The 12,901-nt window shown below is 73.4% G+C and carries 10 protein-coding genes; 1 reads left to right on the top strand and 9 read right to left on the bottom strand.

Features of this window, described 5'->3' with window-relative positions; translation table 11 throughout:
• Nucleotides 1-30: 30 nt before the first annotated feature.
• The 8 genes from A0J59_RS00650 to A0J59_RS00615 form a co-directional block, all read right to left on the bottom strand.
• Nucleotides 31-960, bottom strand: a complete 930-nt coding sequence (locus A0J59_RS00650; protein WP_082141220.1) for a carbohydrate ABC transporter permease — start codon at nt 958-960, stop codon at nt 31-33.
• Complete coding sequence (locus A0J59_RS00645) at nt 960-1,949, bottom strand: carbohydrate ABC transporter permease (RefSeq protein ID WP_082918619.1); 990 nt, start codon at nt 1,947-1,949, stop codon at nt 960-962. Before A0J59_RS00645 ends, A0J59_RS00650 begins: the two co-directional genes overlap by 1 nt.
• Nucleotides 1,950-2,043: 94 nt before the next feature.
• Nucleotides 2,044-3,345: an ABC transporter substrate-binding protein gene (locus tag A0J59_RS00640; RefSeq protein WP_064314884.1), complete on the bottom strand. Its 1,302-nt coding sequence runs from the start codon at nt 3,343-3,345 to the stop codon at nt 2,044-2,046.
• Nucleotides 3,346-3,416: 71 nt separating this feature from the next.
• The gene (locus A0J59_RS00635) at nt 3,417-4,472 is read right to left on the bottom strand and encodes a LacI family DNA-binding transcriptional regulator (RefSeq protein ID WP_064314928.1); all 1,056 of its coding nucleotides are present in this window, start codon (nt 4,470-4,472) and stop codon (nt 3,417-3,419) included.
• A 380-nt stretch (nt 4,473-4,852) separates the two neighbouring features.
• Nucleotides 4,853-6,130: an N-acetylglucosamine-6-phosphate deacetylase gene (locus A0J59_RS00630; protein ID WP_064314883.1), complete on the bottom strand. Its 1,278-nt coding sequence runs from the start codon at nt 6,128-6,130 to the stop codon at nt 4,853-4,855.
• 80 nt (nt 6,131-6,210) lie between these two features.
• Nucleotides 6,211-6,732: a DUF1990 family protein gene (locus A0J59_RS00625; protein ID WP_047232906.1), complete on the bottom strand. Its 522-nt coding sequence runs from the start codon at nt 6,730-6,732 to the stop codon at nt 6,211-6,213.
• Nucleotides 6,729-7,745 (bottom strand): YndJ family transporter, encoded by a 1,017-nt coding sequence (locus A0J59_RS00620; RefSeq protein ID WP_064314882.1) that lies wholly within the window; start codon nt 7,743-7,745, stop codon nt 6,729-6,731. Before A0J59_RS00620 ends, A0J59_RS00625 begins: the two co-directional genes overlap by 4 nt.
• Complete coding sequence (locus tag A0J59_RS00615) at nt 7,742-8,473, bottom strand: TetR/AcrR family transcriptional regulator (protein ID WP_064314881.1); 732 nt, start codon at nt 8,471-8,473, stop codon at nt 7,742-7,744. The genes A0J59_RS00620 and A0J59_RS00615 overlap by 4 nt, the downstream gene beginning before the upstream one ends.
• A 184-nt stretch (nt 8,474-8,657) precedes the next feature.
• Between A0J59_RS00615 and A0J59_RS00610 the strand changes: the two genes are divergently transcribed.
• On the top strand, nt 8,658-12,038 hold the full coding sequence (locus tag A0J59_RS00610) for a trehalase family glycosidase (protein ID WP_064314880.1): 3,381 nt from the start codon (nt 8,658-8,660) through the stop codon (nt 12,036-12,038).
• Between the two features lie 124 nt (nt 12,039-12,162).
• Here the strand turns inward: A0J59_RS00610 and nucS are convergent, their stop codons facing one another.
• Entirely contained in the window at nt 12,163-12,858 is a 696-nt protein-coding gene (gene nucS, locus A0J59_RS00605; RefSeq protein WP_047232905.1) for an endonuclease NucS, read from the bottom strand.
• Nucleotides 12,859-12,901 lie beyond the last annotated feature (43 nt).

The following is a 12,901-nucleotide window of genomic DNA, read 5'->3' as shown; positions in this document are numbered from 1 at the left end:
AGGAGTCTCGGGGGCGGCCGCGGGCCGCGGTCACTTCACGGCACCGGCCGTGACGCCCCGGGTGAGCGTGCGCTGGAAGATGAGGAAGAAGATCAGCGCGGGGATCAGCGAGACGAGCGCGCCCGCGTTCGTCGTCGGGGCGTCCATCATCCGGTCGCCCTGGAGCGACGCGAGGGCGATGGGGATCGTCTGGGTGTCGTTGGTCGTCAGCATGACCAGCGGGATGAAGAACTCGTTCCACGTCCAGATGAAGAAGAAGATCATGAGGACGCCGAGCGTGGGCTTGACGATCGGGTAGACGACCTGCCACAGGATGCGCCAGCGGCCGGCGCCGTCGAGCTGGGCGGCCTCGAGCAGCGCGGGCGGGAACGTGCCGAGCACGGACGCGAGCAGGTACGTGCCGAACGCCGCCTGGATGACCGTGAAGATGATGATGATCGACCACTGCGAGTTCGACAGGCCCACCTTCTGCGCCATGTCGAACAGCGGGTAGATGAGCGCCTCCTGCGGCAGCATGTTGGCCACGAGGAAGAGCGTGACGATCCACAGGCGACCCTTGATGCGGCCGACGCCGATCGCGTAGGCGCTGAGCAGCGACAGGAGCGTGCCGAACACGGCGACGAGCGCCGAGATGAAGACGGAGTTCCAGAGCTTCTGCGGGAAGTTCGTCCGCGTCCAGAAGTTCTGCACGCCCTCGAGGTAGAGCTCCTTCGGGATGCTCAGCGGACCGTCCTGGGAGTACTCGGCCGGCGACTTGAACGCGTTGAGCACCATGATGACGAACGGCGACAGCATGAGCAGGGCGACGAGGATCGCCGCGGCGAGCACGAACCAGCGACCGACGCCGCGGCGGTAGCGCTCGTCCTGGCGCGTGGCCCGCAGAGGGCGGCGGGAACCGGACGACGGCGCGGGCGCCGCGGGCGTGCCGCCCGCGGTCGGGGTGGTGGTGACGGTGGACATCAGCGGCCCTCCTGCTCACGACGCTCGGCGCGGCTCTGCAGCGCGAGGATCACGACGGCGACGACGATGATGACGAGGGTCAGCACGGTCGCCACCGCGGCGCCGTAGCCGACCTTCGACTTGTCGAAGAAGTTGAGGTACGAGTAGTAGCTCGGGACGAGCGTCGAGCTCTCGGGCCCGCCGCGCGTGAGCACGTAGATGGGGCCGAACACCTTGAGCGCGGCGACCGTGCACGTGAGCGTGACCACGAACGTCTCCGGGCGGATCTGCGGGATCGTGATGGCCCGGAAGCGGCGCCACCAGCCCGCGCCGTCGAGCTCGGCCGCCTCGTACAGCTCGGGGTCCACGCGCTGGAGCGCGGACATGAAGATGACGACGGGGTAGCCGATCTGCACCCAGATCAGGACGAGCATGACGCTCGGCAGCGCGGTCGTCGTGTCGCCGAGCCAGTTCGGCGGGTTCTCGATGCCGATCCCGCGCAGGATCACGTTGAGCGCGCCGGTCTGGGCGTTGAGGATCCAGTTCCACAGCACGCCGGCGACGGCGACGGGCAGGATCTGCGGCAGGTAGTACGTGGCGCGCAGGAACGCCGCGACGCGCGGGCCGAACCGGCGGCCGAGGTAGTCGAACAGCACGGCCGCCAGGACGAGGCCGATGAGGGTCGGCGCGACGACCATCGCGAGGATCATCGCGATCGAGTTCTGGAACGAGGTCCAGAACGCCGAGTCGTTCATGAGGTCGGCGTAGTTGCCCAGCCCGTACCAGCGCATCGGCGCCATGCCGCCGCGCCACTTGAACAGGCTGTAGTAGACGTTCATCACGAACGGGTAGCCGATCACGACGACGAACGCCACCGCGCCGGGCAGGAGGTAGGGCAGGTACGGGAGCCAGGCGGGCCGGCGACGGCGGCGGGGCGCCGCGGTCGCGCGCGACGCCTCGCGCGCGGGGCCGGGCCCGGCCTCGGGCACGGTGTCGGTGCGGGTGGTCATGACGGTCTCTTTCGCGGGAGGTCCTCGGGTGGGGGGCCGAGCCGGCCGGGGCGATCCTGGGATCGGCCCCGGCCGGCCGGGCGCGTGCGTCCGCTCAGCTGTCGAGCAGGTCCGCCTTGCCGTCCACGTACGCGGACTCGAGGCCGTCGAGCACCTCGGTCGGCGACTTCGACTGGTTGATGAGCGACTGGAGCTCGCTGACGATCACGTCGTAGTAGCCGGGCACGGGCCAGTCCGGGTAGAACGCGAGGCCGTCGTCGTCGAGGATCGCCTGGAAGTTCTCGGTGAGCTGCTGCGTGCGCTCGTCCGTGATGACGGACGCGTCACCGGCGACGGGCAGGCCGCCCTTCTCCGCGAGGATGTTCTGCACCTCGGGGCGCAGCGTGATGTCGATGAACTCCTCGGCGAGGTCGGGCGAGTCCGCGTTCGCGGGGACGACCCAGAGGTTGCCGGACGAGCCGACCTGGAGCGTGTTGCCGGGGAAGTTGAACTGGCCCCAGTCGGCGTCCATCTCCTCGACGATGCGGCCGAACCACCACGAGCCGGAGACCATCATCGGGTAGGTGCCGTTGATGAACGACACGCCCATGTCCTCGGCGGTCAGCGCGGCGGAGTCGGACGCGACGTACCCGGACTTGATCCAGGAGTCGAGCTTCTCGGTCGCCTCCGTCATCTCCGGGCCGTGGAAGTCCGGGTCGCCGTCGAAGAGCTGGTACTGGTCGATGAAGTCGCGCTCGGAGTTCGCCAGCACGAGCTCGTACCAGAGCTGGCCCATCGGGTACTCGGCGCCGGCCTCGGCCAGCGGGGTCACGCCCTGGTCCTTGAAGGCCTGCATGACGGTCTCGAGCTCCTCGAGCGTCGTCGGCACCTCGAGCCCGTACTGGGCGAACATGTCCTTGTTGTAGTAGACCTGCACGAACTCGCCGTAGTTCGGGACGCCGTACCACTCGCCCGAGCCCATGAGGCCCTGGTCGTCGTAGGTCGCGGTGGTCTGGAGCGAGCCGCTGAGCTTCTCGTCCCAGCCGCGCTCGGTCGCCGCGTCGGTGAGCGGGGTGAGCAGGCCCTGCGCCGCGAGCTGGCCGGCGGTCGCGTTGCCCTTGTTGTACTCCATGACGTCGGGCACGTCGTTGCCGGTGAGGACGATCTTGGCGTTCTTCTGGATCTGCTCGAACGTCTGCTTCTCGACGACGACGTCGACGTCCGGGTTCTCCTCCTCGAAGATCTCGATCGCCTTGGCCCACGCCTGGCCCATGGCGGAGTCCTCGTTCTCGTAGTGCCAGATCGTCAGGGTCTGGTCGTCGGACCCGCCGCTGCCGCCGGAGCCCCCGCACGCCGCCAGGGCGAGTGGGAGCGCTGCCACGGCAGCGACGAGCGAGATCTTCCGGGATCGCAGCATGTGCGTGTCCTCCTCATCGAGTTCCGGCGCTGGAGCCGGAGGGTGACCGGGGCGTCGCCCGGCCGGTCGGTTCAGCGAGCCTCGGGCTCGCGGTCGTCGTCGTCCGGGGCCCGGCCGGCCGCGGGGGCGACGCTGCTGCCGGGTTCGAGGACGCACGGGATGAGCACGTTCGGCGTGCTCGGACGGGAGCCGTCCACGAGGGACAGCAGCTTCTGCACGCCCAGTCGGCCGAGCTCGGCCCCGGGCGCGTGCATCGTGGTCAGCGGCGGGTTGCTCATCTCCCCGACGCCGGGCGACGTGACGATCGACAGGATCGACATGTCGGTGGGGATCGCGACGCCGCGCTGCTGCAGCTCGGCGACGACGCCGAACGTCGCGATCTCGTTCATGGTGACGAAGGCCGTCAGGCGCGGCTCTCGCTCGAGCAACGTCGCGACGGCGTCGCGGCCCGCGCGCGGGGACTCGTCGACGCGCAGCGCGATCGGTTCGAGCCCGCGGCGACGCATGGCCGCCTCGAAGCCCTCCTCGGCGCGGAACGTCGGCGCGTAGCCGTCGTCCGCCGTCGCCTGCGAGTGGTTCACGAGGGCGACGTGCCGGTGCCCCAGGTCGACGAGGTGCTGGACCGCGTCGTCCGTCGTGCGCTCGAAGTCGATGTCCACGGACGGCCGGTCCGTGACGTCGCGCGTCCGGCCGATCATCGTGTACGGGACCCCGGCCTCGTCGAGCACGTCGACCCGGTCGTCGTCGAGCGCGACCTCCATGAGCAGGACGCCGTCCGCCATCCCCTGGCGCACGAGGTCGCGGACCTCCGGGGCCTGGGTCGTGCGGAAGGGCCACAGCACGAGGTGGTAGCCGTTCTCGCGCGCCGTCTCCGCGGCGGACGAGACGAACTCGGCGACCGTGCCGCCGAGGCCCTTCTCCATCGCGGGGTAGATGAGCGCCAGCACGTGGCTGCGGCGCGACGCGAGCCCGCGGGCCATCGCGTTGGGCTGGTAGCCGAGCTCGGCCATCGCGTCCTCGATGCGGCGGCGCGTGGCGTCGGAGACGGGACGGGTCCCGGACAGCGCGTAGGAGACCGTGCTCAGCGAGACCTGAGCGCGTCGCGCCACGTCCTGCATCGTCGCCATCGTCACCACTCCCCTGTGGTCCGGTCCGTCGCCTCGTCCGTCGAAGCGCTTCGTCGAAACGCATCGTCGAAGCGCTTCGCTGTTACGAGTATTGGATGAACAAATGAGGAGAGTCAAGCCCGCGGAGCGAGAACGCGCTCTCTGGTTGAGGGCACCCCCGCCGACCTGGGCCGACGCGGGAGACGACCCGCCAGCCCTGCGGAGCGCCGAACCCGGGCATATCGGTGGCTTCGACCCGCAGGTCGCCCGCAACCCCGGGGTCGCCGCGCTCCCCCGACCGGACGAGACCGGGGTCGCTCCTCACGGGACGGGCTGGGTGAGGAACGACCCCGGGTTCGGCGGGTGCGGTCGGCCGCGCGACGGGTGCGGGCGCGGGCGGGTCAGGGCGCGAGGTCGACCGGGTCGCCCGCGCGCAGGACCTCGCGGACACGCAGGCCGGCGTCCGTGACGACGACGTCGGCGCGGCGGCCCGCGACGAGGCCGCCGCGGTCGTCGAGGCCGAGCACGCCGGCTGGCGTCCACGACGCGGCACGGACGGCGTCGACCAGCGGCACGCCGGCCTCGACCGTCTCGCGCACGACGTCGAGCAGGTGGTACGTGCCGCCCGCGATGGAACCGCCCTCGGTGAGCCGCGCGACGCCGTGCGCGACGGTGACGCGCATCGGCCCGAGCTCGTAGGCGCCGTCCGCCATGCCCGCCGCGGCCATGGCGTCGGTGACGAGCGCGACGGCGTCCGGCCCGGCGACGGCGCCGTCGGCACCGACGTGCGACCCCACGAGCTCGACGACGCTGCGGATCGTGCCGTGCGCGAGGTGCGTGCCGTCGGCCACGAGCTCGACGACCAGCTCGCCGCGCGCGGCCGCCGCGAGGCACGCCGCGATGGGGCCGGGCTCACGGTGGTGCAGCGGCCGCATGCCGTTGAACAGGTGCGTCGCGGTCAGCCGCGCGCCGGGCCGACCGGCGGCCGCGAGCGCCGCGACGCCTGCCGCGATCGCCGCCTCGGTCTGCTCCGTGCTCGCGTCGGTGTGCCCGATCGACGGTAGCGCCCCGACCTCGACGAGCGTCTCGATCACTCCCCCGGCGCCCACGACGCCCGGCACCTCGGGCGCGACGGTCATGGTCCGCAGGTACCCGCGCGCCGCGGCCGCGATCGCGCGCACGAGGTCCGGGTCGCCCTCGAGCATGTCGTGCGGGTTCTGCGCGCCGCACCGCACCTCGGAGAGGAACGGCCCTTCGAGGTGGATGCCGACGATCTCGCCCGCGTCGGCGAGGTCCGCGAGGTTCGCCGTGCGCTCGAGCAGGACGTCGCGCGGGGCCGTGACGAGCGAGGCGACGAGGCTCGTCGTGCCGTGGCGCAGGTGCTCGCGCGCGGCGACGCGCGCCTCCTCGACGCTCGTCGCGTCGGGGAAGCTCGACCCGCCCCCGCCGTGGTCGTGGACGTCGACGAGCCCGGGGAGCAGCGTCGCCCCGTCGCCGGCGGGCACGTCGGCGTACCCCGCGGCCGCGGCGTCCGCTCGGGCGCCCACCCACGCGACACGCCCGTCCTGCACGGCCACGACGCCGTCGTCGAGCACTCCCGTGGGGGTGACGACGCGGCCCACGAGGACTCGCGCGGTACCGGGCTGCTGGTCGGGACGAGGGCTGCGGGCGTCGGTCATGGGCTCATTCTGGCGCACTTCGTACACCTGGCGTGCAAACTCGTGCGGCCGTGGACGCGCGGGGGTCGGGAGGCGAGACGTCAGCGGTCGCGCGAGGCGAGCAGCCGCCTCGCGCCGCGGCCGAGGTGCAGGGCGAAGAGCCGCTGGAACGTCGGCACGGCGAAGGCGAGCGGGCGCACCCACCACAGCACCGGGCGGCTGAACACGTCGATGCTCCACCACAGGTCGCCCGCCTCGTCGCGCTCGACGGCGAAGCGCTCCTCCCCCACGAACGCGTGCCCGGGGAGGGTGCCGTACCCGAATGCGACCCGGTACGCGGACCGCTCGACCCACACGACCTCGCACGGCTCGTGCAGCCGGAGCCGCCCGACACCGAGCAGCGTCGTCACCCGCGCACCGGGCTCGGCGACTGGCGCCCCCGTCTCGAGCCGCACGCGCGCCGCGGCGTGCACGCGCCACGTGAGGAGCTGCTCCCCGAGCCACGCGAGGTCGTCGGGCGTCCGGGGCCGGTCCGTGAGCCGACGGCGCACGTGCAGGTGGCGATACCCCGCGGGCCAGCTGTCCGTCCGGGTCGCGCCGACCTCCGGGTACGTGAACGTCATGCCGCACTCCCCTCCGGGGCCCGCCCGGGCCCGCGTGTCGTGTCCTGTCCCGCGTCGCGGCGCCCCTCGTCCACACCCTCGATCTCGTGCGGGAGCACCTGCCGGGCCGCGAGGACCCGCAGCCCGAGGAGGGTGCAGAGCACGAATCCGAGCGCGTTCGCGACGCCGTGCGTCGCCGCCATGACGTCGAGGCTCGGGTGCGCGAACCCGAGCGCCTCGCCCGCGGCCCACCAGAGCGCGAGCAGCATCGACAGCCCGACGACGACGGCACCCGTCCCGACCAGCGCACGGGCGCCCGCCGTGCTCGCCGGGCTCCCGGGAGCCGCGAGGTGCCCGCCTCCGGCCGCACGCGCCGGACCGGAAGGTCGCGCGAGCGAGCGGACCGCCGCGACCGCCGTCGCCCACAGGGCGAGCGTGAGCACTCCCGCGCCGACGAGCTCGGCGACGTCGCCGACGAAGTAGCCGACCAGCACGAGCACCGTCCCGAGCGGCACGCCCCACGCTCCGGCGACCGCGAGCCCCTCGGTGGCGGCGAGGCGCGCGACCGTGCCCGCGACCAGTGCCGCGCCGAACCCGGCGTAGAGCATGTGCGGGACCGTGAGCGCGAGGTACGTCCCGGAGAACCCGAGAAGCCCCCACCCGGCGCGCTCGGCGACGAGCGCGCTCGCGCCCACCGCCGGCATGGCCAGCGCGGTCACGGTCGCCGCGCGCGCGGCGAGGGCTGCCGCGGCGACCCGCCCGGCGCGGACGTCGCGCACCGTGCGGACAGCCAGACGTGCGCCGGCGAGGGCGAGCACCGCGGTCCCCACGGCGAGGACGAGCGCGAGGAGGGCGGACACGGTGCCGTGCGGGAGCACGACGGCCGCGGCCCCCGCGACCCCCGCGAGGGGCCACGCCACGCTGCGCGCCGCGGGGACGACGTCGGGCCCCAGGAGCCGGAGGCCGAGCGGCAGGACCACGACCATGCCGAGGACGACCAGGCCCGAGACGAGGGCCGCGCCGGCGGGGCTCACGCGCCCATCTCCGGCTCGCCCCCGCGCCCGCGGGCCGCGTCCGCCGGGACCGTCGCCCCGGGCGTTCCCGGGTGGACCGCGCGCACGAGGCGCAGGACGTCGTCGACCACACCGCGCGCGACGGGCAGCCGGGCGAGCCGGACGAGGCTGCCGACGAGCGCCGCCCCGCCGTCGATCAGCCGGCGGGTGCGCGCGAACCCGGGCGAGGTGTCGTGCACCCAGAAGAGCGTGATGCCGAGCTGGGCGAGCCACAGCAGCTCGGGGAGCTGGGCGCGCAGCCGCTCGGAGACGCGCGTCGACGTCCCGGCGACGACCTCCTCGAAGAGGGCGCGCGAGAGGTCGCGCGAGCCGGAGGAGGCGGCGGAGAAGGGGCTCGCGTCCGAGCCGGGGCGGATCGCGACCGACACGAACTCGCCCCCGAACGCGTGGAAGGGGGCGAACGCGTCGACCGACGCCCCCCAGACGCCGCGCAGCCGGTCGGCGAGCGAGCCGCCGGCGGCGAGCACGGGGGCGGCGCGCTCGGCGTGCTCGCGCTGCACCTCGAGGTAGAGCTCCTGGACGAGCGCGTCCTTGGACGGGAAGTGGTAGTACGCGTTCCCCGTGCTCACGCCGGCCTCGGCGGCCACCGCGCGCATGGTCGTGCGCTCGTACCCGACGTCGCGCAGCATCCGCACCGCGACGTCGCGCAGGTGCGCGCGCGTGCGCTCGGACTTCGGCGTCGCGCTCATGCGCCGAGGCATTTTTTGAACATGTTCAAAACCTATCATGCGCCTGCCCGCTGGCGGACGCGGGAGGCTATGGCCGACGCCTGTTGTTTTCTGTTCGCTCTTGTGGGAATCTGTGGCCGACAGCGCAGTCACGTCCCCGTGCCTGGACCACGCGGGACCCGCTCTTCGACGACGAAGGACACGCATGCGACGACCACGCTCGACGGGCGCCCTGGCGCTCGCCTCCGGCCTCCTGGCCCTCGCCCTCGCGGCACCGGCGGTCGCGGCGACACCGCCGGTCCCCGCGGCCGTCCCCGCCACGTCCCCGGCTGCCACGACCGGCGACCCGACGACGCCCCTCGACCGGCCCGAGGTCGGGCCGGGGACCTCGTTCGTCGACGTCCGCGAGAAGCTCGACGGCTACGCCGACCCCGACTGGTACGCAGCCAACGTCCCGGTCGTCGACCTCCCCGACGCGGACGCCGAGGCGGTCTACTACTACCGCTGGCGCGTGCTCAAGGAGCACCTGCGCTACACCGAGCCCGGCACGGGCTGGGTGCTCACGGAGTTCCTCGACTGCTGCGGCTACGCCGCGCCGTACCAGGCCATCAACGCCGCGGCGGGCCACCAGCTCGCCGAGGGCCGCTGGCTGCGCGACCAGCGCTATCTCGACGACTACGAGGACTACTGGCTCACAGGCCCCGGCCAGATCGAGCCGGCGCAGAACCCCGAGGCCGCCGACTGGGCGCACCAGTACTCCTTCTGGGCGGTCACCGCGATCGTCGAGCGCGCGAAGGTCACCGGCAACCTCGACCGCCTGCGCGCGCTCCAGCCCGAGCTGGAGACCTTCGTCGAGGACTGGGGGAACCAGTTCGACGCCGACCTCGGGCTCTACTGGCAGACGCCCGAGTACGACGCCAAGGAGAGCTCGCCCGCGTCGTACGTGACCGACCGCGACTACGCGGGTCGCCACACGTTCCGGCCGTCGATCAACGCCTACCTCTACGGGGACATGCTCGCGCTCGTCGAGGTCGCGACGCTCAACGGCGACGAGGCGACCGCGACGGAGTACCGCGACCGCGCCGCCGCGCTGCGCGAGGCCGTGGACACCTACCTCTGGGACGACGAGCGCGACTTCTTCTACGACGTCGTGGACTGGGAGAACCCGGACCACGAGCGGCTGCGCGACCGGCTCGACGTCGGGTTCGTGCCGTGGAAGTTCGGCCTCGCCACGCCCGAGCAGGCGGTCGCGCTCGACCAGCTCCTCGACCCGCAGGGGTTCGCGGCGCCGTACGGTCCGACCGTGACCGAGCGCCGCTCCCCCGACTTCTGGCGCTCGTCCGACCAGGGCTGCTGCAAGTGGGACGGGCCGTCGTGGCCGTTCTCGACGTCGCTCACGCTCGACGGCGTCGCGACGGCGCTGCGCGACGACGCCGCGGGCGACCTCACGCGCGCGGACTACCTCGACCTGTTCGACACCTACGTCCGCACGCAGTTCCGCGACGGCGAGCCGTACGTCGCCGAGGCGCACCACCCCGACGAGGACCGCTGGATCTACGACGGGAACAACCACTCCGAGGACTACCTGCACTCCAGCTACGTGGACCTCGTGCTCCAGGACCTCCTCGGCCTCCAGCCGCAGTCCGACGACTCGCTCGTGCTCGACCCGCTCGTGCCCGCCGACTGGGACTGGTTCGCCGCGGAGAACGTGCCCTACCACGGGCGCAACGTCACGGTCCTCTTCGACCGCGACGGCTCGCGCTACGGGGCGGGCGCGGGCCTGCGCGTCTACGTCGACGGCGAGCAGGTGCTGCACGCCGACGCCGACGCGGTCGCCGAGGGCGCCGACCCGGTCGAGGTCCCGGTGCCGAGCGGCGACCCGCAGCGCCTCCCCCACGCCGTCAACACGTCGGCGAACCCGCTCCGGAACGCCTACCCGCGCCCCGTCGCCTCCTCCACGTGGCGGTACGACGACGCGTGGCGGGTCCTCGACGGCAAGGTCTGGTACGACGAGGTGCCGCAGAACACGCGCTGGTCGAACTACTCCTCGCCGAACGCGCGCGACTGGCTCGGGGTCGAGTTCGCCGAACCGACGACGATCGGCGACGTCCGCTTCCACGGCTACCAGGACGCCGACGCCGTCCAGCCCGCTGCCGGCTACGAGCTCGAGTACTGGGACGGCGCGGCCTGGCAGGTCGTCCCCGACCAGACGCGCGTGCCCGAGCAGCCCGTCGGCAACGGCCTGAACCGCATCACGTTCCCGCCGCTCCGGACGACGAGCTACCGCCTCACGTTCGACGCCGCCCCCGGGAAGTCCGTCGGGGTGACCGAGCTCGAGTCCTGGAGTCCCGTGTCCCGCGCCGTCTCGGCACGCGTCGAGGCCGCGGAGCCCGCCGTCGGGCGCGCCTCGCGCGTCGACGTGACGATCTCGACGCGCGACGACGCCGTCGCCGGCGCCGAGGTCTCGCCCGACCTCCCGGCCGGCTGGACCGCCGTCGCCGTGGGCGCGGAAGGCCCGCTCGACCTCGGCGCGTGGGACCGGGCGACCCGGTCGTGGGACGTCACACCCGGGCCCGACGCCGTCCCCGGCAGCGAGGTGCGGATCGGCGCCGTCGTGCGCTGGGGCGGGTCGAGCACGCCGGAGGAGGCACGCGCGACGACGACCGCCCGGCTGACGTTCGACCCGGCCTGGTACGACGACGTCGTGCTGCACGACGACTTCGACGCCGACACGACCGCGGACTGGACGACGCTGCGGCCCTCCGGCGAGGCGCTGCCGGCCGTCGCGGCCGGCGACGGGGTGCTCGCCGCGTCCGGCGACGCGCGCTACTGGGGGCTGTACGGGCACCGCACGGCCCGCGCGACGCCGACGTCCGTGGTCATCGCGGAGATCGGCGCGTTCTCCGGAGCGGGCACGCAGGAGGACTCGCTGTTCCTCGGCCTCGCCGCGGCGGACCGCACCTACGCGCTCGCGTGGTTCAACCACACGAACGTCGCCTCGGGCCTCGACTACGTCGGGGGCGCGGACGGGTCGTCACCGTACTTCGGCCTGCGGGGCTACGGCCCCGGCGACCGGATCGCCCTCCAGGTGAACGGCGCGCGCGTCGACGTGTTCGCCGAGGAGGACGGCGGGTGGACCTGGTACGGCGGCACGACGACCGGCGGCGCGCTCGACACGTCCGACCCGGACGTGCTCGCCGAGCTCCTGCCGACGATCGGCTTCCGGGCCGACCGCGGCACGGTGAGCGTCGCGTCGTTCGAGGTGAGTTCCCGCACCACCGACGTGCCCACGCCCCAGGTCGACGTCACCGCGGTGCCGCGCTGCCTCGCCGGCACGGCGTACGTCGCGGTCCGGGCGTCGTACGCCGGGACGGGCGGCCCCGGGGCGGGCGGCCCGGTGGACGTCGAGCTCGTGACGCCGTTCGGGTCGCGCACGATCACGGGCGTCGCCCCGGGCGCCAACGCTTACCAGTCGTTCTCCGCGCGCGCCGCGTCGATCCCGGCGGGCTCGGCGACGGTGCAGGTGACGGACGCCGCCGGGACGGTCACCGAGCACGCGGCGCCGTTCGCGGCCCTCACGTGCTGACCGGTCGGCCGAGCCCGCGGTCCTGACCCCTCGACCAGGCGGTCGTGGCCCTTCTCCGCTGCGAGACGCGCCACGACCGCCTGCTCGTCCGGGTGGGCGGCTCCCGCGCCGGAAGTCTCGCGCGTCAGAAGAGGCGGGAGTCCACGTCGTCGACGCCGCGCATCGCGTCGTAGTCGAGCACGAGGCAGCCGATCCCCCGGTCCGTCGCGAGGACGCGCGCCTGCGGCTTGATCTCCTGCGCGGCGAACACGCCGCGCACGGGGGCGAGGAGCGGGTCGCGGTTGAGCAGCTCGAGGTAGCGCGTGAGCTGCTCGACGCCGTCGATGTCGCCCCTGCGCTTGATCTCGACGGCGACGGTCGCGCCGCTCGCGTCCTTCGCGAGGATGTCCACGGGGCCGATCGCGGTCGGGTACTCGCGGCGCACGAGCGTGTGCCCCGAGCCGAGCAGCTCGATCTGCGCGGCGAGCATCTCCTGGAGGTGGGCCTCCACGCCGTCCTTGACGAGGCCCGGGTCGATGCCCAGGTCGTGCGAGCTGTCGTGCTGGACCTCGTGGAGCTCGATCTCGAGGCGGTCGTCGCTCTTGGCGTGCTGCACCGCCCAGACCTCGGTCACGCCGCGCTCGCGCGCCTCCTCGGACGGCTCGCGGACCGCGAGCGAGCACGGAGGGCTCATCCAGTTGAGGGGCTTGTACGAGCCGCCGTCGGAGTGCAGCAGCACGCTCCCGTCGGCCTTGACGATGAGCACGCGCGTCGCGAGCGGCAGGTGGGCCGAGAGACGGCCGGTGTAGCGGGCGGAGCAGCGGGCGACGACGAGACGCATGAGGCAGGTCCTCCGGGTCGATGGTGGGCGGTCCGGGACGCGG

The organism is Cellulosimicrobium sp. I38E, assembly GCF_001647255.1.
Taxonomy (GTDB): Bacteria; Actinomycetota; Actinomycetes; order Actinomycetales; family Cellulomonadaceae; genus Cellulosimicrobium; species Cellulosimicrobium cellulans_E.
This window is presented reverse-complemented; position numbering and strand designations above follow the sequence as displayed.

Excerpts from the sequence above, each read along its gene's own strand:
- A0J59_RS00650 (WP_082141220.1), bottom strand. The coding sequence starts at position 960 with ATGTCCACCGTCACCACCACCCCGACCGCGGGCGGCACGCCCGCGGCG.
- A0J59_RS00645 (WP_082918619.1), bottom strand. The coding sequence starts at position 1,949 with ATGACCACCCGCACCGACACCGTGCCCGAGGCCGGGCCCGGCCCCGCG.
- A0J59_RS00640 (WP_064314884.1), bottom strand. The coding sequence starts at position 3,345 with ATGCTGCGATCCCGGAAGATCTCGCTCGTCGCTGCCGTGGCAGCGCTC.
- A0J59_RS00635 (WP_064314928.1), bottom strand. The coding sequence starts at position 4,472 with ATGGCGACGATGCAGGACGTGGCGCGACGCGCTCAGGTCTCGCTGAGC.
- A0J59_RS00630 (WP_064314883.1), bottom strand. The coding sequence starts at position 6,130 with ATGACCGACGCCCGCAGCCCTCGTCCCGACCAGCAGCCCGGTACCGCG.
- A0J59_RS00625 (WP_047232906.1), bottom strand. The coding sequence starts at position 6,732 with ATGACGTTCACGTACCCGGAGGTCGGCGCGACCCGGACGGACAGCTGG.
- A0J59_RS00615 (WP_064314881.1), bottom strand. The coding sequence starts at position 8,473 with ATGAGCGCGACGCCGAAGTCCGAGCGCACGCGCGCGCACCTGCGCGAC.
- A0J59_RS00610 (WP_064314880.1), top strand. The coding sequence starts at position 8,658 with ATGCGACGACCACGCTCGACGGGCGCCCTGGCGCTCGCCTCCGGCCTC.
- nucS (WP_047232905.1), bottom strand. The coding sequence starts at position 12,858 with ATGCGTCTCGTCGTCGCCCGCTGCTCCGCCCGCTACACCGGCCGTCTC.